This window comes from Sorangium sp. So ce426 (assembly GCF_051475585.1).
Taxonomy (GTDB): Bacteria; Myxococcota_A; Polyangia; order Polyangiales; family Polyangiaceae; genus Sorangium; species Sorangium cellulosum_B.
Window position 1 is genome coordinate 10,652,614 of sequence record NZ_CP150341.1, and the last position, 19,357, is coordinate 10,671,970.

The 19,357-nt window shown below is 71.7% G+C and carries 17 protein-coding genes; 8 read left to right on the forward strand and 9 right to left on the reverse strand.

Going from position 1 to position 19,357, the window contains the following annotated elements:
* Window positions 1-69: 69 nt before the first annotated feature.
* The 4 genes from WMF44_RS39890 (at window position 70) to WMF44_RS39905 (ending at window position 4,293) form a co-directional block, all read left to right on the forward strand.
* Window positions 70-777: a TVP38/TMEM64 family protein gene (locus WMF44_RS39890; protein ID WP_437295278.1), complete on the forward strand. Its 708-nt coding sequence runs from the start codon at window positions 70-72 to the stop codon at window positions 775-777.
* 229 nt (window positions 778-1,006) lie between these two features.
* The gene (locus tag WMF44_RS39895; RefSeq protein WP_437295279.1) at window positions 1,007-1,516 is read left to right on the forward strand and encodes an AAA family ATPase; all 510 of its coding nucleotides are present in this window, start codon (window positions 1,007-1,009) and stop codon (window positions 1,514-1,516) included.
* A gap of 137 nt (window positions 1,517-1,653) precedes the next feature.
* Window positions 1,654-3,207, forward strand: a complete 1,554-nt coding sequence (locus WMF44_RS39900) for an AAA family ATPase (RefSeq protein ID WP_437295280.1) — start codon at window positions 1,654-1,656, stop codon at window positions 3,205-3,207.
* Window positions 3,208-3,399: 192 nt separating this feature from the next.
* Window positions 3,400-4,293 carry a class I SAM-dependent methyltransferase gene (locus WMF44_RS39905; protein WP_437295281.1) on the forward strand — a complete coding sequence of 298 codons (894 nt, stop codon included), beginning with the start codon at window positions 3,400-3,402 and terminating at the stop codon, window positions 4,291-4,293.
* Between the two features lie 18 nt (window positions 4,294-4,311).
* Here the strand turns inward: WMF44_RS39905 and WMF44_RS39910 are convergent, their stop codons facing one another.
* A complete protein-coding gene (locus tag WMF44_RS39910; protein WP_437295282.1) occupies window positions 4,312-5,595 on the reverse strand; it encodes a hypothetical protein in 1,284 nt (427 codons plus the stop codon).
* A 282-nt stretch (window positions 5,596-5,877) separates the two neighbouring features.
* Here WMF44_RS39910 and WMF44_RS39915 point away from each other — a divergent pair, with 282 nt between their 5' ends.
* From WMF44_RS39915 to WMF44_RS39930, 4 genes are all read left to right on the forward strand, one after another.
* Complete coding sequence (locus WMF44_RS39915) at window positions 5,878-6,105, forward strand: hypothetical protein (RefSeq protein ID WP_437295283.1); 228 nt, start codon at window positions 5,878-5,880, stop codon at window positions 6,103-6,105.
* A gap of 183 nt (window positions 6,106-6,288) precedes the next feature.
* The gene (locus WMF44_RS39920) at window positions 6,289-6,813 is read left to right on the forward strand and encodes a hemerythrin domain-containing protein (RefSeq protein WP_437295284.1); all 525 of its coding nucleotides are present in this window, start codon (window positions 6,289-6,291) and stop codon (window positions 6,811-6,813) included.
* A 48-nt stretch (window positions 6,814-6,861) separates the two neighbouring features.
* Window positions 6,862-7,335, forward strand: a complete 474-nt coding sequence (locus WMF44_RS39925) for a hypothetical protein (RefSeq protein WP_437295285.1) — start codon at window positions 6,862-6,864, stop codon at window positions 7,333-7,335.
* Window positions 7,336-7,410: 75 nt separating this feature from the next.
* The gene (locus tag WMF44_RS39930; RefSeq protein ID WP_437295286.1) at window positions 7,411-8,289 is read left to right on the forward strand and encodes a CAP domain-containing protein; all 879 of its coding nucleotides are present in this window, start codon (window positions 7,411-7,413) and stop codon (window positions 8,287-8,289) included.
* Between the two features lie 25 nt (window positions 8,290-8,314).
* Here WMF44_RS39930 and WMF44_RS39935 read toward each other — a convergent pair whose 3' ends face one another.
* From WMF44_RS39935 to WMF44_RS39970, 8 genes are all read right to left on the reverse strand, one after another.
* On the reverse strand, window positions 8,315-9,004 hold the full coding sequence (locus tag WMF44_RS39935; protein ID WP_437295287.1) for a tRNA-uridine aminocarboxypropyltransferase: 690 nt from the start codon (window positions 9,002-9,004) through the stop codon (window positions 8,315-8,317).
* A gap of 72 nt (window positions 9,005-9,076) precedes the next feature.
* Entirely contained in the window at window positions 9,077-9,886 is an 810-nt protein-coding gene (locus WMF44_RS39940) for a thioesterase II family protein (RefSeq protein ID WP_437295288.1), read from the reverse strand.
* Between the two features lie 244 nt (window positions 9,887-10,130).
* Window positions 10,131-11,747 carry a (2,3-dihydroxybenzoyl)adenylate synthase gene (locus WMF44_RS39945; RefSeq protein ID WP_437295289.1) on the reverse strand — a complete coding sequence of 539 codons (1,617 nt, stop codon included), beginning with the start codon at window positions 11,745-11,747 and terminating at the stop codon, window positions 10,131-10,133.
* 36 nt (window positions 11,748-11,783) lie between these two features.
* Complete coding sequence (locus WMF44_RS39950) at window positions 11,784-12,515, reverse strand: VOC family protein (RefSeq protein WP_437295290.1); 732 nt, start codon at window positions 12,513-12,515, stop codon at window positions 11,784-11,786.
* A gap of 30 nt (window positions 12,516-12,545) precedes the next feature.
* On the reverse strand, window positions 12,546-13,691 hold the full coding sequence (locus tag WMF44_RS39955; RefSeq protein WP_437295291.1) for a Gfo/Idh/MocA family oxidoreductase: 1,146 nt from the start codon (window positions 13,689-13,691) through the stop codon (window positions 12,546-12,548).
* Entirely contained in the window at window positions 13,688-14,878 is a 1,191-nt protein-coding gene (locus WMF44_RS39960) for a cytochrome P450 (RefSeq protein WP_437295292.1), read from the reverse strand. Before WMF44_RS39960 ends, WMF44_RS39955 begins: the two co-directional genes overlap by 4 nt.
* Window positions 14,875-17,184: a methyltransferase gene (locus tag WMF44_RS39965; protein ID WP_437295293.1), complete on the reverse strand. Its 2,310-nt coding sequence runs from the start codon at window positions 17,182-17,184 to the stop codon at window positions 14,875-14,877. The genes WMF44_RS39960 and WMF44_RS39965 overlap by 4 nt, the downstream gene beginning before the upstream one ends.
* Window positions 17,185-17,204: 20 nt before the next feature.
* Complete coding sequence (locus WMF44_RS39970; RefSeq protein WP_437295294.1) at window positions 17,205-19,355, reverse strand: methyltransferase; 2,151 nt, start codon at window positions 19,353-19,355, stop codon at window positions 17,205-17,207.
* Between the last annotated feature and the right edge of the window lie 2 nt (window positions 19,356-19,357).

A 19,357-nucleotide genomic window follows, 5' to 3' on the forward strand; every position in this document is an offset into this window, starting at 1 on the left:
TTGACAAGAATAGACCAAATTGTCAACAGGCGCCTTGACGGTGCGCAGGTGGGCTGTCAGGAACGTCGGGTGCGCCAGCCCGCCTCCCCGGCCGATCCCGCGCTCACCCCCTCCCGCGCCCGCCGGGGGGTGAAGATCGGCGTGGTCGCCGCGGCCGCCGCGCTCCTCGTCGTCGCGCAGCGCACGGGGCTGTTCGAGGTCTTTGGCGAGCCGGCGCGCATCAAGCTGGCGCTCCTCTCGCTCGGGCCGTGGGGGTATGTCGCGTTCGTCCTGGCGTACGCCGCGCTCCAGCCGTTCGGCGTGCCGGGCACGGTGTTCATCCTGGCGGCGCCGCTCATCTGGCCCTGGCCGGTGGCGTTCGCGCTCTCGATGGCGGGCACCATGGCGGCGAGCGTCGTGGGCTTCTCGTTCGCGCGCTTCGTCGCCCGCGACTGGGTCGCCGCGCGGGTGCCGGCGCGCTTCCGCGCCTACGACGAGGCCCTGAAGCGGCGGGCGTTCCTGACGGTGTTCGTGCTCCGCCTTGTGCTCTGGATGCCGCCCATGCTCCACGTCTTCTTCGGCGTCTCCGGGGTGCGCTTCTGGACGCATTTCTGGGGCTCGCTGGCCGGGTACACCCTGCCGCTCCTGGCGACTGCCTATTTCGGTCAACGGGTCTTCGACGCCCTGCGCGACGCGCCCCCGTCGGCGTGGGCCGGAATGGGCGCCGCCGCGGCGGCCGTCATGGTCCTTTCATGGCTGGCCAGGCGCTGCTCCAGGCGCGGCGTCGTCCCCTCCTGACAAATCCCTCCTTTGCCGGCATTTCAGAGAAGAAAAAAATTGAACAGGGAGGCGGGGAGACGGGGAGATTCATGGGATTTATTCTCCCCGTCTCCCCGCCTCCCTGTGAATCTTCCCGAAAAGCTCGACGGGATGCTTCAGCGTCCCCTCATGAAGATGCTGGCGCCTGCGATGGGCGGAACGTGCGCGCCGCTTGCTCGCCGGCAGCACCGCAGGATAGCGTCGGGGCATGGCGCGAATCCACCTGATCATCGGTCCCGTGGGCGCAGGGAAATCGACGTTCGCACAGCGGCTCTACCGGGATCACGCCGCCCTCCGGTTGAACCTGGATGAATGGATGGCGCGGCTGTTCCGCCCCGATCGGCCCGAGACGGGGATCATGGAATGGTATCACGAGCGCACCGCGCGCTGCATCGAGCAGATCTGGAGCCTGACGAGGAGCGCGATCGACGTGGGCACGAACGTCGTGCTGGAGATCGGCCTGATCCGCCGGCGCGACCGCGAGCGGCTGTACAAGCGGGTGGACACCGCGGGGTACGAGCTCACCGTCTACGTGCTCGACGCGCCCCGCGAGCTGCGTCGCGAGCGGGTCGAGCAGCGCAACCGCGAGAAGGGCGAGACGTTCTCCATGGTGGTTCCACCGGACATGTTCGAGCTGGCGAGCGACATGTGGGAGCCGCCCGAGGAGCCCGAGCGCAGCGGGCGCGACATGCGGTTCATCGACACCACGGGCGGCTGATCCGAGCACGGGAGTCCCGGCCGCCACGGACGGCGCGAGCGAGGGCGGCGGCGCGACCGGCGCGATCGGCGCAACCGACCCGCGCTCGGCCCAGCGGCCCGACCGCCGGGCCGCCCCTCGCGTGGTAGCTTTCGCCCGTGAAGCTCTCGTTCAACATCGCTGGCCCCTGCATCCCCGGCGAGCACTACATGCTGCCGCCCGAGCGCCGGCTGGGGCCGGTGCTCGATGCGATCGAGGAACGCAGGTACTTCACGCTCCACGCCGGCCGCCAGACGGGCAAGACCACCAGCGCCCGCTGGCTCGTCGAGCACCTGAACCACGAAGGCGACCTCGGCGCCGTCTGGGTCGACGTCCAGATCGCCCGCGAAGAGCCCGATCCGGCGAAGGCCTTCGAGGCCGTCCTCTACGCGCTCGACACCGCGGTCGACCGCGACCTGCCCGACCTCGGCCGCCCCGCGGACGACGTCCGCCGCGTCGATCCGGCGAGCACCTTCGTCCTGCGCTACCTGCGCGATCTCGAGGCGCGCAGCGACAGGCCGCTTGTCGTGCTCTTCGACGAGGCGGACGGGCTCGTGGGGGCGGCGATGGTCTCGTTCCTGACCCAGCTCCGGCAGGGTTACCTCGACCGGAGCCGGATCCCGTTCCCCTCCAGCGTGGCCCTCATCGGCCAGCGCCAGGTGCGCGACTGCGCGCTCGCCCTGGAGGAGCGGCGCGCGGTCGCGTGGCTGGGCACGACCTCGCCGTTCAACATCACCGCCGAGGCGACGACGCTCGGCCCCTTCACCGAGGCCGAGGTCGCCGAGCTGCTCGCGCAGCACACCGCCGCGACCGGACAGCGCTTCGAGCCCGAGGCGGTGCGGCGGATCTGGGAGCTGGGACAGGGCCACCCGTGGCTGACCAGCGCGATGGCCGACCAGATCGTCCGCCGCGACGTGGAGGACCGCGCCGTCCCGATCACGACAACCCACGTCGAGGCGGCCAAGGAGACGCTCATCCTGGAGCGCCGCTCGCACATCGACTCGCTCATCGCCCGGCTGCGCGAGCCCCGGGTGCGGCGCGTGCTCGATCCCATGCTGGCTGGCACGCAAACGGACAGCGATGTGCTCGATGACGATTTCTCCTACGTCCTCGGCCTGGGCCTGATCCGCTTCCACGGCGGGCGCTTCGAGATCGCGAATCCGATCTATCGCGAGGTCGTCCCTCGGGCGCTCACGTTCATTCGCCAGGCGCAGATCCCGGCCGAGCCCGCCGCTTACGTCCGCCCGGACGGCTCGCTCGACATGGACAAGCTCTTCACCGACTGGCAAGCGTTCTGGCGCAAGGACGGCCACCTCGCCGCCGAGGGGTTCGGCTACCGCGAGGCCGGGCCGCACCTGATGCTGATGGCCTTCTTGCAGCGGGTCGTGAACGGCGGTGGACGGGTGGAGCGCGAGTACGGGCTCGGGCGCGGGGCGCTCGACCTGATGATCTGCTGGCGCGAGGAGCGCCACGCCATCGAGGTGAAGGTCCGCCGCGACACCGAGACGGAGGCCGAGGCGCTCGATCAGGTGGCGCGGTACCTGGAGCACGCGGGGCTCGGCGAGGGGTGGCTCGTGATGTTCGACCTGCGCAAGGAGCGATCGTGGGCAGAGAAGCTGTTCGTGCGCGAGGTGGCGCACGAGGGAAAGACGGTCCGCCTCGTGGGGTGTTGAGGCATCGCCGGGGCGATGACCACCGCGCCGCTCCGCTGCGTGTCCGGCCTGGACGGCGACGCGCCGCTCGGAGCAGCCGGGTCGGGATCGATGAACCGGAATCGACGAAATTTCCTCGCGTCACCGCGCCGCGGGGCCGCTGCCCGGGCCCTCGCGCTTTGAAAGCCCGCCGCCGGAGGCTATGCACGAGGCATGCGTGAGCGTCGCCCCAGCCAGACGGCATCCATCGTCGCCCTCATCCGGGCGCTCGCGGACCAGGGCCTGACCGATGTCCCGGGCTTCGAGGATCCGGTCGTCCACCGGCTCTTGTCGCGCGGGTGGAGCGCCGCGCTGGCGCTGTTCGCGCGCCGGCTCCGGCGCCTGGACCCCGCGAAGCGCGCGCGCGCCCTCGGCCGGCTCTCCGCGGTCCCGCTGCGGGTGATGGCCATCGACATCGAGCTCGAGCGCGCGGTGGCGCTCGGGTGCCGCCAGGTCGCGAGCCTGGGGGCGGGGCTCGACACGCGCGCTTTCCGGATGAAGGCGCTCTCGGCGACCCGGTTCTTCGAGATCGATCACCCGGCGACGCAGGCCTTCAAGCGGCGCAAGGCGGCGGGGCTGCCGCCGCTCGTGGAGCAGCTGACCTACGTGCCCGTCGACTTCGAGCGCGACGCGCTCGCCGCGTGCCTCTCGGCGGCCGGCCATCGATCCGACGAGCCGACCGCGTGGGTCTGGGAGGGGGTGGTGATGTACCTGTCGGACGAGGCGCTGCGGTCGGCGCTGCGGGCGCTCGCCGGCGCCTCGGCGCCGGGCAGCGTCCTCCTCGTGTACTACATGGAACCGCCCGAACCGCGCCGGGCGCAGCGCATCATCCGCCTGCTCACGTGGCTCTGGAGCGAGCCGCTCATCGGCCTGCGCCGGCGCGAGGTGATGCTCACGGAGGTCGAGCGGGCCGGGTTCCAGGCGCTGCGCGACACGGGCGTAGCGGACTGGGCACGGCAGCTTGGAGCCCCGTTCGCGCCGTCCAACCCGGCCACGAACACCCGGCTCCTCGTCGCCGAGCGGCCCGGCCCGGGCGCTGGCCCGCCGCCCGCGCGCCCGGCGGCCTGACCCGGCCGGCGCCGCGCGTCAGCTCCACGTCGCGGAGCGCCGCGGGTGGCGGGTCTCGATGGCCTCGGCGTGCCCCCGCAGCCCGCGCGCGGCAGGGAGGTTGCCGTGCTCCTCGAAGACGTCGGCAAGGGAGAGCCCGAGCACGACGATCTGCTGGGGCTTCTCCAGCGCGCCGACGGTCGGGGCCACGGAGCCGAGCAGCTCGAAGGCCCGCCGCCAGGCCGTCGCCGCGGCGTCCGGCATGTCGGCGTTGAGCGCCGCGTGGCCGGAGCAGCGGTGCATGTCCGCCGCGAACTCGTGGCTCCCGCGGCGGTTCGCGAGCTCTCCCGCGCGCGCGTACGCCTCCGACGCGTCCAGGAAGCGGCGCTGCTTGCTGTGCAGGCTGCCGAGCGAGGCGTAGGCCTCGGGCACGATCGCGAACAGGCCGCGCCGCTCCGCCTCCTTCAGCGCGGCGACGAACACCCGATGCCCCTCCTCGACAACGCCCGCCGCGATCAGCGAGCGCGCGCGCTGCATGGCGATGTGGACGGCCTCCTCGCCCAGCCCCCGGCTCGCCAGCATCTCCTCGGCTTGCTGCTGGAGCTGCGCGGCCTCGGCGTGCCGCCCCGCGTGAAAACACGTGTCCGCCTCGTGCAGGAGGCGCCGCGCGGGGAGCAGCTCCGGGGCGCGGAGGGGCGACCCGGCGGCGATGCGCAGCTCCAGATCGGCGGGCAGGCGCCGCCCGCGCGCCGAGAGATCGGTGATCACGCGCTCGAGATCGGCGATGGCCGCGCCGTCGGCCTCCGGCCACACGACGCGGGACGCGCCCTCGCCGAGGCGCGTGGGCAGATCGCCGACGCTCGAGTGGGCAGGATCGACGAGGACCCAGCGCACGAGCGCGAGGTCGGGGCAGTGCGCGAGCCAGAAGAGGTCGCGGGCATAGGCGCGCGGGTCGTCGATGTGCTGCGGCGCCAGCACGACGACCGCGGTCCCGTCCGGGGCGCTGGCGGCGACGTGCGCCGCGAGGGCGCTGGCGAAGGCGTCGAGCGGCTCGCGCAGCGGGCCGTCCTCGGGCGTCGCGAGCGCCGCCGGGGCGCCGAGCTCGCGCGACAGCGAGCGCTCTCGGGCCGCCCAGCCGCGGCTGGGCCCGTAGACCGGATCGGCCAGGACCCAGACGGGACGGGGCGCCGGGCCTGCTTCACCGAGCGCCCGCAGCAGCGCCAGCGTGTGGCCGTGGACGTGTGCCGGCACGATCACGTGCAGCAGGCGGGCTCGCTCGCCCGTGAAGATGGCGCTGAGCGCGCTGGCGAAGTCGTGGGTCATGTCGCGGTTCCGGGCGGAGTCTTGCTCCGATCGCCGCGGAGGCCAAGCGGAGGCGCCCGCGTTGCGGTGCGGGGCCTCCCCTGCCCCTGCGCCAAGAGCGCCCGCCTCCCGGATCCTGGGCGGGCGGCCATGGCGCGTCGCAGGACGCCACGGTCGAGGCGATGTGTCTCAGGGGCGCGATCCCCTGGATCCGAGGGTGTGATGACGAGGAGCACGCGCGCGCGCTCGGCGCGGTTTGGCCCGGGCATTGCTGACATGGTCGAGCGCGGAGGAGAGGATACCGTGAAAACAGGGATTCGATCGCTGCTCCTGGGCAGCATGGTCATCGGTTGCGTCGGTGTGATCGGTTGCGGAGGCAGCAAGCCTCAGCCGGAGGGACCTGCCGAGAAGGCGGGCGAGGCCGTGGACGACGCCGCGCGCGACGTCAAGGACGAGGCCAAGGACGCCGCGGAGTCGACGGGCGACGCGGCCGAGAAGGCGGGTGACAAAGTCGAGGAGAAGACCGACTAGCGGCCACGAGCGATCTCGGGCCGTTCGCGCAGCGAGGGGCGAGCCGGTGCGCTCGCCCCTCGCTGCGCCTCGAACCGTAGCAAGGCTGGCCGGAGCGCCTCGCGCGCGAGATCGCCCCGGCCGGCGATGAACCCCGAACAACCCCGGCCGCGCCGAGGCGCGGCGCACCAAGGAGGCAGAAAGATGAAGGCGACGTCATTGCTCGAGAAGCAGCATCGCAAGGTGGAGTCCCTCTTCAAGCAGCTCGAGAGCGGCAGATCGGATCCGGCGCTCGTGCTCGCCGAGCTCGCCAACGAGCTCGCCGCGCACATGGCGATCGAGCAGGAGACGTTCTATCCCGCGGTGCAGCAGATCAAGGAGGACGTGATCCTCGAGAGCTTCGAGGAGCACGCCATCGCCGAGCTCGCGCTGAAGCGGCTGCTCTCGACCTCCCCGGACGATCTCTCGTTCAAGGCGCGCGTGACGACGCTGAAGGAGCTCATCCAGCACCACGTCGAGGAGGAGGAGAAGGAGCTCTTCCCGGCGGTCGAGAAGGCCGTGGACGAGAAGCGCCTCAGCGAGCTCGGCAGGTCGATGAAGGCGGAGTTCGAGCAGCGGCTGGCCGAGGGCTACGAGACGCTCCTGCCGGCGGGCTACAAGAAGACGTCCGCGGACCAGGCGAGCCACGCGATCCACGAGGGCCACGCGAACGGCGCGGCCCGGGCCTGACGAGGCCCGCTCGAGGAGAGAGGTCGCGCGGCGGTCCGGCGGTGAGACATGAAAGACGCGATCGGCTGGGTCAGCTCTGCCATCCTCGTGCTGACCATCGGCAATCAGGTCTACAAGCAGTGGAGGAGCAAGACGAGCCAGGGCATCTCGAGGTGGCTCTTCGTCGGCCAGCTGGCCGCGTCGATCGGGTTCGTCCTCTACAGCTGGATGCTCGAGAGCTGGGTCTTCGTGGCGACGAACTCGCTCATGGTCGCGAACGCGCTCGCCGGCGCGACGATCGTCTATCTCCAGCGGAGGCGCCGCGCGCCTCGGCCGGCGGAAGCGGAAGACGAGGCCAGGCCCCGGCGAGCGTTCAAGTTTCCACGGGCCGCGGGCCCGCGGGGGCGACCTCTGAGAGCCGGTCGTGGTGCGCTGGCTGTCTTATCTCGCACGAGTGGAATTCGAAGCAAACGAACACACATTCATGCGACACGCGCGCTTCTCTCCGCACAGACACGCGGGAAGCCCGCCAATCGGGCCTGAACCGATCAAGCATGCAAAAGTGAAGCAGGATCGGTCGATGTTGAGCATGCGTCGAATGCCTCATAGACTCGACGGATGCTTAACACTCGGACTCCTTCATGCGCCGTCGCGCTCGCCGCGACGTTCATCGGTGCTGTGCTGTCGGGCTGCGTCGGTGAGGTGGGCGACGGGTCGCTCGATGGCGAAGGCGGCGGGCCGTCGAGCGGCGCCGGCGTCGTGATCCACCCGGGAGACTCCGGCAGCGGGCCGAGCACCAGCAGCAGCGGCTCGGCCGCGGCGGGCACCGGCGGCTCGTCCGGCGCGGCGACCGGCGGCGCCGGCGGCTCGTCTGCCCAGGGCACGGGTGGCTCGGCGACGGCAGGCGCAGGCGGCTCGAGCGGCGAGGGCGCCGGCGGCGCCAGCAGCTCGTCTGCGCAGGGCACCGGCGGCGCCGGCGGCGCTGGCGGCTCGTCTGCCGAGGGCGCCGGCGGCTCCTCCACGCAGGGCGCTGGGGGCTCGGCCACGGCCTCGACCACGGCCGGCACCGGAGGCTCGAGCGGCGAGGGCTCCGGGAGCGGCGCAGGCGGCTCGGGCGGCGCCACGGGCGCGGCGCAGCTGTGCGTCGATACGATCAACCAGCACCGCGCCACGCTCGGCTTGCCGCCCCTCGCGCGCTGGGTCGAGGCGGAGTCGTGCTCCGATGAAGAGGCCGAGTCCGACGGGAACACCGGCGAGTTTCACGGCGCGTTCGGCCTTTGCAAGGAGAGCGCCCAGAACGAGTGCCCCGGGTGGGGAGGCCCGCCGGACGAGATGATCGTCCCGTGTTTGCAGCTCATGTGGGACGAGGGGCCGGGCGAGGATTTCGAGAAGCACGGCCACTACATCAACATGAGCAGCACCCGCTACACGAAGGTGGCTTGCGGGTTCCACACCTTCCCGGACGGCAGCGTCTGGGCGGTGCAGAACTTCCGGTGACGGGCGCGGCGAGCGCTCACGGATCTCATCCGTCGGGCGCCGTGCCCCCGCGGGCGCCGGCGGACTCATCTTCTCCCAGGACCGCCGCGCCCTCCTCGAGCTTGCCGGTGAGCCGCACGCGCGTCGCGCGGTGCACCCACACGTCGAACGCCTCCATCATGCGCCGCTCGATGGCCGCGCCCTCGAGCAGGCCGAGCGCGCGCGCGACGGCCTCCAGCGTCGACAGGGCGCCCTCGTGCGGCGCGCGGCGCAAGCCATAGCGGCTCGGCGCGCCCTCGGGCAGCGTGACCGGCTCGGCGCCGCGCGCGTCGGCGTCCCGGTGGACCGCACGGCGCGCCTGGTTCCAGTTGCCGTCAGGGACGAGCAGCACCACCGGCTCGCCGCTCGCGTCGTCGGGCGTGAGGGCGCGCGCCTCGGGCGACGGGAAGAGCACGAGCCGGCGGCCCTCCGGCAGCGGCGGGCGCGGCCGCGGCGCGATCTCGCCGCGCACGCGCACCTCCGCGCCCTCGAGCAGGCGCGCGACGAGCCGGCCCGTGTTGGTGCTCCGCGTGCGCTCGATCCGGTGGGTGAGCAGCACGACGCGCGTGCGCACGGCGAGCCGGGGCAGCGCGCCGCAGAGGCACATCGCCTGCGGCAAGCCGCAGCCGCGGCAGCGCGGCGTCCCGCGCGCGCGGATGGGGGGCAGATCGGGCGGCTGCAGCGGGAGAAACGTCATCGCGTCCGGGCCGGGCGTTCTCCCACGCGCAGGCCGCCCCGGTCAAACGGCCCCGCACCGGAGTGTGGGATCTCAGGGGAAATAACTCCAGGGCATCTGCGCCTGTCCGAGGGGAGCCGTCGACCTCGAAGGGAGCCGGAACACGCGCAGCACCTCCGAGACGAACGCCCCTGGATCCTGCGTGATGTAGAAGTGATCGCCAGCCATCACGCGCAGCTCGACCTGCCCTTCCAGCCAGTGCTTCCACGCCTCCACCTCGTCCTGGCGGGCCTCATCGTCGGCGGATCCGTGGAGCAGGAGGGTCGGCGTCCGGAGACGCCTGGTACAGCGGTCCAGCGCGAGGCGGTAGCTCTCCGAGGCGAGGAAATCGCCGCGCAGCATCGGCAGGAACACCTCTCTGAGCTGCGCGTCGGCGCGGAACTCCGCGGGACACCCTCCCAGGCGGATCAGCGCCTCGACGAACCCGTCATCATCGAGCGGGCTGAGCATGCGGCGTGGGATCAGATGGGGAGCGTGGCATGCGGACAGGACGAGGCCGGCTGGCGCACGGCCCCACGGCTCGAGCAAGCGGCAGGCTTCGAAAGCGATCTGCGCCCCCACGCTGTGGCCTATCAAGAGCCACTGGCCGCCGGGTGGCTCCGCGCACAGCTCGTGCGCCAGCTCGGACGCGCTGTGCTGAACGCTCTGCATGCCGGACTCGTGCAGACGATGGTCGCGCCCCGGGTAGGTCACGAGGGACGCCGAGACGTCCACCTGCGACAGCGCCTTCCAGCTGCGGAAGGCGCTATGGCTCCCACCACCGAAAGGGCACACGATCAGGTGCGGGCTGGACGGGGCAGACGCGCTCACGATGCGGCGCAAACTTCGGGCAGATCTGTTCATGGGTTCTCGGGTCGGTGTGGATGTCTCGAGGAACGATCGGCGTCTGAATCGAGGTCAAGCCGTCCACTAGAGTGACAAACGGGTTGAAGCCGCACGCAAACAGCGAGAAGTTGGGACGCCAGAAGACGCCCAGAGACGCCAGAAGACGCCAATATTTATTGTTTTTTTGGCGTCTTCTGGCGTCTTTGGGCGTCTTCTGGCGTCCTGGCGTCTCATTTCTCGCGTTTCCAAGCTGATCGCTGTTCTAGGTGCGCATGGCCGGCGAGGCACCACAGACCTGCTTCGCCAGGGCCCGCTTGTTGACCTTTCCCACGCTCGTCTGCGGAAAGCTCTCCAGGACCTTCAAGCGATCGGGCAGCTTGAACGCAGCCACCCCCAGGCGGCTGAGGTAGGCGTTCACCTCGGCGAGCGTGGGTGCCTCGCCGCGCGCGATGATGCAGGCGCAGGTGCGCTCCCCCATCGTGGCGTCCGGGATGCCGACGATGGCGACGTCACGGATCGCCGGGTGAGCCAGGAGATGGTTCTCGAGCTCCTCGACCGGGACCTTCTCCCCTCCCCGGTTGATCACGTCCTTGCTCCGGCCCTCCACCACCAGATGCCCGCTGGCGAGCCGCCGCACAAGATCCCCGCTCCGGTAGAAGCCGTCGGCGGTGAACGCCCGGCGATTGTACTCCTCCGCGCGATAATATCCGCGGATTGTATAGGGACCGCGGACCTGCAGCTCACCGACCTCGCCGTCCGCCACCTCGACATCCGAGGCGTCGACGATCCTCACCTCGTCGTCCTCGGCGACCGGCCGGCCTTGCGTGTCGATCACGGCGGGCTCGGGGTCGTCGAGCCGCGTGAAGTTGAGCAGCCCTTCCGCCATGCCGTAGACCTGCTGCAGCCCGCAGCCGAGGACGGGTCGCACCCGCGCCGCCGTCTCGGCCTTGAGGCGAGCGCCTCCCGCCTGGATCCACCGCAGGCTGCTCAGATCGGCCCGCACCCACTCCGCCGCCTCGAGCCACAGCAGGACGAGCGGCGGGATGAGGGCTGTCACGGTGATCTTCTCCTGCTCGATCAGCCGAAACGCCGCCTCGGGGCTCGGGTCCTTGCAGAACACAACGGTTCCGCCGGCGTACAGGGCGCCGAGGGCGCCCGGGCATCCCAGGGCGAAGTTGTGCGCGATGGGGAGGCTCACCAGGTACCGGGTGCTCGCGTCCAGGCCCGTCACATCGGCGCTGAGGCGGACGTTGCAAACATAGTCGTCGTGGGTGCGCGGGATCAGCTTGGGAGCGCCGGTCGTGCCGCCCGACAGCAAGAGCAGGGCGACATCGCGCGCGTCCGGCCCGGCCATGATCTCCGGCGGCGCGTCCACCTCGGAGAGCGGCACGAACTCCTCTGCGTCGCCGACCACGAGCACATGCCGGAGGCTCGCCACCCGCTTGCACACCGCGCGGGCGAGCGACCGGTAATCGAAGCCGACATGCAGGTCGGCGATCACATAAGCGACCGGCTGGGAGAGCTCTGCCAGATGCACGATCTCCGTCTCTCGATGCGCCGGCAGCGCCAGCACCGGGATGGCCCCGATCCGGAACAGCGCGAAGCACAGGGGCAGAAACTCGGCGATGTTGGGAAGCTGGACCAGGACGCGCTGCTCCTGCGCAATGCCGAGCCGGCGCAGCCCGGCGGCCATGCGATCCGCGCGCTCGTCGAGCTCCTGGTACGTCCAGCGACGCGCTCCGTCGACGACGGCCACGCGCGCCGGCGTCGCTCGGGCCCGCGTGCGCAGCATCTCGCCCAGGCGCTCGCCTCGCCAGTACCCCGCTTCCCGATAACGATCCACGAACTCGGCGGGCCAATCGACACATCCACTCAACATGGGAGCTCCCTCGCTTTCACCGACGTTCGTCGGCGCTCACTGTCCTGCGCTTCGATGCGCGCGGCCCGGGTCGGCGTCCGGGCGGGCGGGCAGCACGGCCGCGCCGTGCAGGAGGGTCGGGTCGAGATCGGCGGTCAGGCCGGCGATCTCGATGGCGCGGACCCCCGTGACCTCGGCGGGCTCGAGCGCGAACGTCGGGTCGTCACCGACGATCCGGCGCACCGCCTCTCGATGCTCGGCGCGGACCCCCATGCGCACCCGGCTGAGCCTCCTGGCCCCGTTCGGATGGCGGTTCTCTCCCGGATGTTGAGGTGGATCGTAGGGGGTCACGATGAACGGGAGACGATCGTTCGCCGGATAGGCAAACTTGAAGCGGATCTCCTGGCCATCGGGCTTCGTCCGCCGCCACCCGATGGCTCTGCCGACGGGGACCCCTGCCTCCCGCAGCGCGGCGAGCTCACGGTCGAGAGCGTGCGTGTCCACCACGACCGCCACGTCGCAGAAGCCCTCACCGTGCTCGGACCAGCGGATCATCCGCCGGCCCGAGCCGCGCCCGGCCATCAGCTCGATCGGCCACTTAAACCACCGCGCGCTGCGCGGCGTCGTGAGCAGCTCGACGATGGGGCCTTCCGTGAACCAGATGTGCGCGTGCTGGGCCTTTCGCTCGGGTGTCGCGTAGTCCACCTTGAACCCGAGCGCTCTGTAGTCACGCACGGCTCGATGAATGTCGCGCACCCATACCAGGACGTGGCTGCAAGAAGTCGTCATGTTCATTTCTCCCGAGCGCCAGGCGCTCGATCAACGCGCGCCGCTCCCGGCCGCATCGACGGCCGCAGCGCGCGCCGCCGCACGCAGCTCGTCGAGAGGGAGCGGCTCCGGGGTCTCCGGACGGATGAGCTCGGGCATCCCGATCCGCTCCGTCAGATCACGCCACGCGAGCGACACGCCCAGGGCCCACTGGCCGCTGCGAATACGGCGGGCCGGGTCGGCGATGTCGTCGCACAGGTCCTGCAAGGCGACAACGACCGCGTCGGGCCAGGTCCGCGCGAACACGTCGTGATAGCTGCGCGTGTGCTCGTCGCCCAGGATCGACGTGCTCTCCACGGCGAGGCGGTCGGTGCCGGGGCCGCTCATGATCAGGCGTCCGGTCGGGTCGCGCGGCGAGTGCAGGCGCGGATTCCAGAGGACGGGTCCGTGGGTGTCGGCCAGGGTCAGCACGCCGGCGTCGCATCCCAGCGAGATCCGGTGCATGAGCAGGGAGTGATTGTCGGGATCCTCGGGGTGGACCTGGTTCTGCACGCGGAGGGTCACGGGCACGCCGCCGAGGGTCGCGCTCAGGCTCCGGAACGGCTGGCCCGCGACCGGCGACGGCCGGCCGCCACGCGGCGCGCATTCGGAGAACGACCACGGGCGCAGGTCGCCTGCGGCGCGGCCGATCACGTCGAGCAACGGATAGGCGACCTGGCTGTTGCAAGCGGCGTCGATGAACTGGATGCGCTGGCGCTTCCTGATGTACTCCGCCGCGGCAAGGAACTGCCGGATCGGGCGCACGTTCGGGTACAGCGTGTTGACCGCATACGCCGCGCCCCCCCGCTTCGCGGCCTTTAGGCACGCGGTGATCTCCGCGGCGTGCACGGGATGCTCCTGCAGCACGTGGATCCCGCGCTCGAGCAGCGCCGTGGCCAGATCCGAGCCTGGGCCGCCGGTCGCCCCCGAGCGCACCACCACGCAGGCGATGTCGATGTCGCCGGGGATGTCCTCCACCCTGGTGTAGAGCGGCGCTCCGTAGCGCTCGGCGCACTTCCTGGAGAACTCGCTGCCGCGCCCGAGCACGCCGGCGAGCGTGAATGACTCCTGCGCCGACGCGACCGCATCGAGGTAGATGCGCCCGAAGGCGGTGCCGGCGACGACGACGCGCTTCTTCTTGCCGCCGCCGGCGCTCACCAGGTCACCTGCATCGTCAGCGGGCCGCGGAAGAACGTCGCGGTCTTCCACTGGACGTCGGCGTCGAGGCGCAGATCCGGCAAGCGGGTCACGAGCGCTCTCAGCGCTTCCTGGAGCTCAACCCGGGCCAGCGACGCACCGATGCAATAATGCATCCCACAACCGAACGCGAAATGCGCCCGCGCGTCCCGATCGAAGTCGAGCCGGTGTGGATCGGAGAACTTGCGGGGGTCGTGGTTGGCCGCGCCGACCGACGCAAACACGGGCTCACCCGCGCGCACCAGCGTGTCGCCCACCTGGACGTCCTCGGCGGCGTAGTGCGGAAACATCGCGGCGGACGCGACCGGCACGAAGCGGAGCAGCTCCTCGACCGCCTGCGCCACGAGGCCGGGATCCGACCTGAGGCGCGCGAGCTGCTCCTGATGGGTCAGGAGCGTGTGGATGAAGTTCGGGATCTGCGAGGACGTGGCCTCGTATCCCGCGATCAGGATGGCGATGCAGAGCTGGACCAGCTCGCGCTCGTTCAGGCGGTCGTCCACGTCGTGGGCCTCGATGAGCGCGCTCATCAGGTCGTCGCCCGGCTCGGCCCGGCGCAGGCGGATCAGCCCCATGATGTACTGGGATAGTTCGCCGAGGTTCCGCTGCGTCTGCTCCGCGGTCTGCGTGTTGGTCGAGAGCAGAGAGTCGTTCCACTCCTTGAACCTGGACTGATCCGCCACAGGAACACCCAGGAGCTCGCAGATCACGGACATCGGGATCGGCAGCGCGTAGTCCCGCACGAGATCGGCAGGGGGGCCTTTGGCCACCATCCTGTCGATCAGCTCGTTGGCGAGGTCGCGGACGTGCGGGCGCAGCTGCTCCACGCGCCGGTTGGTGAACGCCTGGGTGACCAGGTTGCGGATGCGGGTCAGCTCGGGCGGGTCCATCATGACGATCCCGCCGGCGATGCGCGGGAGCGCCCTCGGGGCGTCCGCGCGCTTCGTGGCCTCCTCGCGGCTGAACCGCCGGTCGGACAGCACGAAGCGGACGTCCTCGTAGCGGGTCGCGAGCCACGCCGGCTCGCCGTAAGGCAGCTTGACCTTGAGCAGCCCCGGCGTTTGCTGAGCGCGGGAGTACGCAGAGGCGAGCGCGATGCCGTCGAAGAGATTGAACGGATACTGGATGGGGGGATTCGTCGCGGTGGTCATTGCGTTCGTCCTTGTGATGCCGCCGTGGAAAGCGGGCGGGAATCGAAGCGCCGGCGGCGCGCGGCCCAGTCGCGCAGCCGCTCTCGGTCGAGGGCGCCGCCCGCGGCGAGCGGCAGCTCATCGACGATCTCGATGCTGGCGAAGGCGCCCAGGCGCTCGCCCAGGTGCTCGGAGAGGCGCTCCGACGTCAGCAGCGCCCGATCCATCTTGGCCCGGGCCGCGAACACACGATGGCCGAGCCGCTCCAGCGGGTGGCCGTCCCGGGGCAGCCCGAGGACGCGCTGGAGGCCAGCGCCGTCGAGCGCCGCGTTCCACTGAGGCAGCGTGAGAAACGTCGACTCCGTCTCGGCCCTGCCGTCGCTGGCGTCGTCCAGCATGAAGGCCTGGGAGGCCATGACCCAGAACTCCTCGACCGTGGGCTCGGTCAGGACGAGCCAGCCGCCGGGGCCGAGCAGCTCGTTGAGCCAGCGGAGGGAGGCATCCGTGTTCCGCGCGGCGTTGAGCACGCCCCCGCCGACGATCACGTCGAACGAGCTCGGGACGAAGCCCTGTTCTCTCGGCGCGACGTTGATGTCGTAGAGGCCGAAGCGCACGCACCGGTGCCCGGCGAGCCGCGGGGCGGCCTGATCGAGGAAGTACCTGGAGACGTCGGTGTAGAGGTAGTCGACCTCGGCGCCCGAGAGCTCCGGCAGGAGCGACTCGGAGGTCGCCCCCGTGCCGGCGCCGACCTCGAGCAGCCGTATCGGCCGCTGCCCGGGCCATTCCCTGGCAATCCTGCTCACGAGGAGACCGACGGCGCGGTGCTGGTACCGGGCGGCGATACTCTCGCGATACAAGGCCCTGGCGAGGTCGGTGCGCCCTTCCGGGAACAACAGGTGGACGGCCCGCACCGCGCCGGAGATCAGGTCGGGCAATCGGTCGGCGTTGCGGACCGCGTAGTCGATCGTGCCGGCCGCGCCGACCGTGGCCAGCCATTCTCCCTTCAGCTCGTCCCATGCGCGCGCCAGCGCGGCGTCCGAGAAGACGCAGACCGGGCCCACGGCGCTCAGCCGATCTCCGTCCCGGCGCAGCAGCTTCTGCTCCGTGAGCACCCTGAGCCAGCGGCGGATGAGCGGCCGGTGCGCGGCGGCGACCCGCGCCCGCGCGAGCACCTCGTCCACGGTGTGGGCGGCGGCCGTGTCGGTAAAAAGGCCGCTGCGGCCAAGCGCGTTGAGCATCGACAGCAGCGCTGTCTGCCCCAGCCGCTCCACGGCCGCGATCGCCCGGTTCAGGTCGGTCTTGGCGAGCTCGGCGTCCAGCGCGGCGGTCGCCTTGGCGATCAGGCGCTGTCCGCTCGCGTCCCCGTCGGCATCGTCGCTGGCGCGCTTCGCGGGGACGGCAAAGATCGCCCAGCCGCCGTCGGAGGGGATCACCGCCGCCTCCGCCACGCCCGGATGGCTCATCACGAGCTCCGCGATGCGCGCCGCTTCTTGCTCGGCTCTGCGCAGCTCGCGCTCCACGGGCACGAGCCCGGCTTCACCGGCGATCCTGTCCACGAGCTCTGCGCCGAAGACGCGCCGCACGGCCGCGGACGACTCGGCGGACAGCGCTCCACCGGCGCCTGCGCCGGCGTCGTACACGATGCGCCGCAGCGCACCTAGGTCGGCGAGCGCGGCCGCCGGGTGGGCCAGGAGGCTGCGCAGCAGCGTCGCTGACACGATCGCGCAGTCCGGGGCCGCTCGCTCGAGGAACGAGAGGGCCTTGGCCGGGCTCGCGGCGCTCGCGGCGCTCACGTCGACCGCGTGATGGTGGACGGCGGCGCCGGCGCTCCAGCTCGCGAACACCGCATCCCCGCCGAACCCGGCCAGCGGCGAGAGCACCGCCGTGCGCGCAGGCGAAGGGCCGATCGCGTCGCGCAGGGCAGCCACCGATTCGCAGAACACCGCTCTCGACCACACGAACGATCCGCGAACCACGGAGAACGGCGCGTCGTCCGCCAGGCGGGGCTCGCAGGCGCTCGCCCCGTCGAGCGCGGACAGGTCGGCGTCCGTGATCTTCAGGACATCGCCGCCGTCGCTCGCCGGCGGCTCGGCGGAGAACCGCGCGCCGAGCAGCATGGCGGCCAGCCGGACCGACAGGGCCTGAGGCCTGTCTCCGGCGCTCCAGCTCAGCGTGCGGCCCGCGGCGGCCCCGCGCTGGCGCAGCGCCGTGACAGCGCGGTACGTCGCGTCGAGCACCGCTGCTCCTGTCCACTCTCGCCCGCTCGACACCAGCGCCGCTCGGCTCCCGAGGCGCTCCAGCCCATCGATGATCTGTGTCACGGTCATGGCACCTCCTCGGGTGGTCGTCAGCAGGCGGTGGCGAAGAACAGGTGCTGGCCTGCCACGGCCAGGGGTGATTCGAGCGAAGGAAGGACGAACCGCGGCACGAAGGCCGCGGCCAGGAGCTCCTCATTCCAGCCGGGCGCGTCGATGAACACCTGATCGGTCCCGGCGCGCCGGTCCTCGCTGCCGAGCGGCGGCGAGCCGGCCGCAGGAGACAGCAGGAACTGCATCGCCGTCAGGATCGCGCAGTTCTCTCGTGTGGAGTCCGTGAAGACGAGCCACCCGCCGGGGGCGAGCGCGCGGCGGATGCGGCGCAGCGTCCGGCCCGTATGCGCGGCGTTGTGGAGGACATTGCCCGCGAGCACGACGTCCGCCGCGTGCGGCTCCACCCCCTGCGCCGTGAAATCGATGTTGATGTCGAGCACGGCAGCGCGCACCCCGCGATGGCGGCCGAACCGCTCCTGCGCCGCGGCCGTGAACGCGCGCGCGATGTCGGTGAACAGGTAGTCGATCGGCGCGCCGTCGAGGGCCCGCAGCGCGGCTGTCGTGGTGAGCCCGGCGCCTCCGCCGAGCTCGAGCACGCGCAGCGGCCGGTGCCGCAGCTCCGCGCAGCGGCGCACGAGGTGAGCGCCTGCGGCGCTCAGGTAAGCGGTGAAGACGTTGTCCTGGTAGGCGGCGAGGGCGGAGAGGTCCTGCCGCTCGCGAAACAAGAGCTGCTGAATCGAGAGATCGTCGCGCACGAGCGCGTGCAGGCGGAGCAGCGCGGCCTTATGGACTTCCGCCATCGCGGGCGGGAAGCCGAGCGCGGCATACGCGTCGGGCAGGTCGGCGGCCGCGCCGGCGTCCCGCAGGGCCCGTCGCCACGCGTACTTATCCGCCACGTTGCTGAGCACACCGTGGTCGCGCAGCGCGGCGAGCCACCGCCGGACGAGCCATGCGTGCCGCGGCGCCGCGCCCAGCGCCGAGACGATCTCCTCCGCGGTGCGCGCTTCGCCTCCCGGATGCACGGCGCCGCTCGCGACGAGCAGCTCCCCGATGGCCCGCAGGCTGATCGCCTCGAGTCGCTGCATCGCCCCCGGCAGGTGCGCCAGGGCGTCCCTCCCCGGCGCGGGCTCCAGCAGCCGAGTGAGCCTCAGGCCCGCCTCGTGTGTCTCGCCGGCCGACGGAACGCCGGGCGCCTCACCGCCGGCGTCGTCGGCGGCGGCCTCCACGGCCGCGGCGGCCAGATCCGCGGCGGGGACGGCCTCCGCGTCGGCGCGCGCCAGCGCCGAGCCGAGCGCGGCGAGGATGTCGTGCCGGAGGCGGCACAACGTGAGCTGAACCTGAGCCTCGCTGGCGGCTGCGCCTGGGCTCTCGATGGCATGGGCAAACGCCGTCAGCTCGCCGCGGGTCGCGCGCAGCCAGCTCAGGGTCTCGCGCTCGGCCGGCGCGTCCGTTCCGCCGAGCAGCACGCCAGACCCCGTGGCGTGTGTGGTCCAGAGGACGTCGCCGTGAACCCCGGTCAACCTCAGCTCGCCGGCGTCGCTGCCCAGGGCGAGCTCGACGAGCATCTGCGCCTCTGACGACACCTCGTTGCGCACGCGCAGGACGATGGGAACACCCGCGAGGCTGCCTCCGAGCACGACAAGCCCGCTCCCGAGCGGCGCCGGCTCACGGATCTGCCAGGGGCGCAGGGCGCCGAGCGCGTCTCCCAGGAGGCGGAGCAGCGCCTGGATCGACGCTCTCGTGCAGGTCGCCGCGACGTACCTGACCGGCGTGCGCGCGCGCAACACCTGCGCTGCGCCGAGGAGCCGCCGGGATGCCGTCGTGGCAGAGGCGACCGCTGCCACCCGGAAGGCAGCTCGGGAGAGGCGCGCTTGCCGCAGGCACGTCGCGAGCTCATCGTGCTCGAGCGGCGCCTCCGCCAGCACGGCGCTGCCCCGCGCCAGGAGGTCGACGGCGCGCTCGGTCACCGGCACCCCGTGCCCGGTCGACGCTACCCAGCAGCACACGCCGGCGCCGAGGGGCGCCTGATCCGGCCGGGTCCACAGCGGTATCCTGGCCTGATCGGCGAACCTCCGGGCGCCCTCGCCGTCGTCGGCGAGCTGGCCGATGAGGCGAAAGCGCCCGTTCAACCGCTGGAGCGCGGCCAGGTGCAGAGGACCGAACCCGGCGCCGCACAGCACGAGAGGCATCC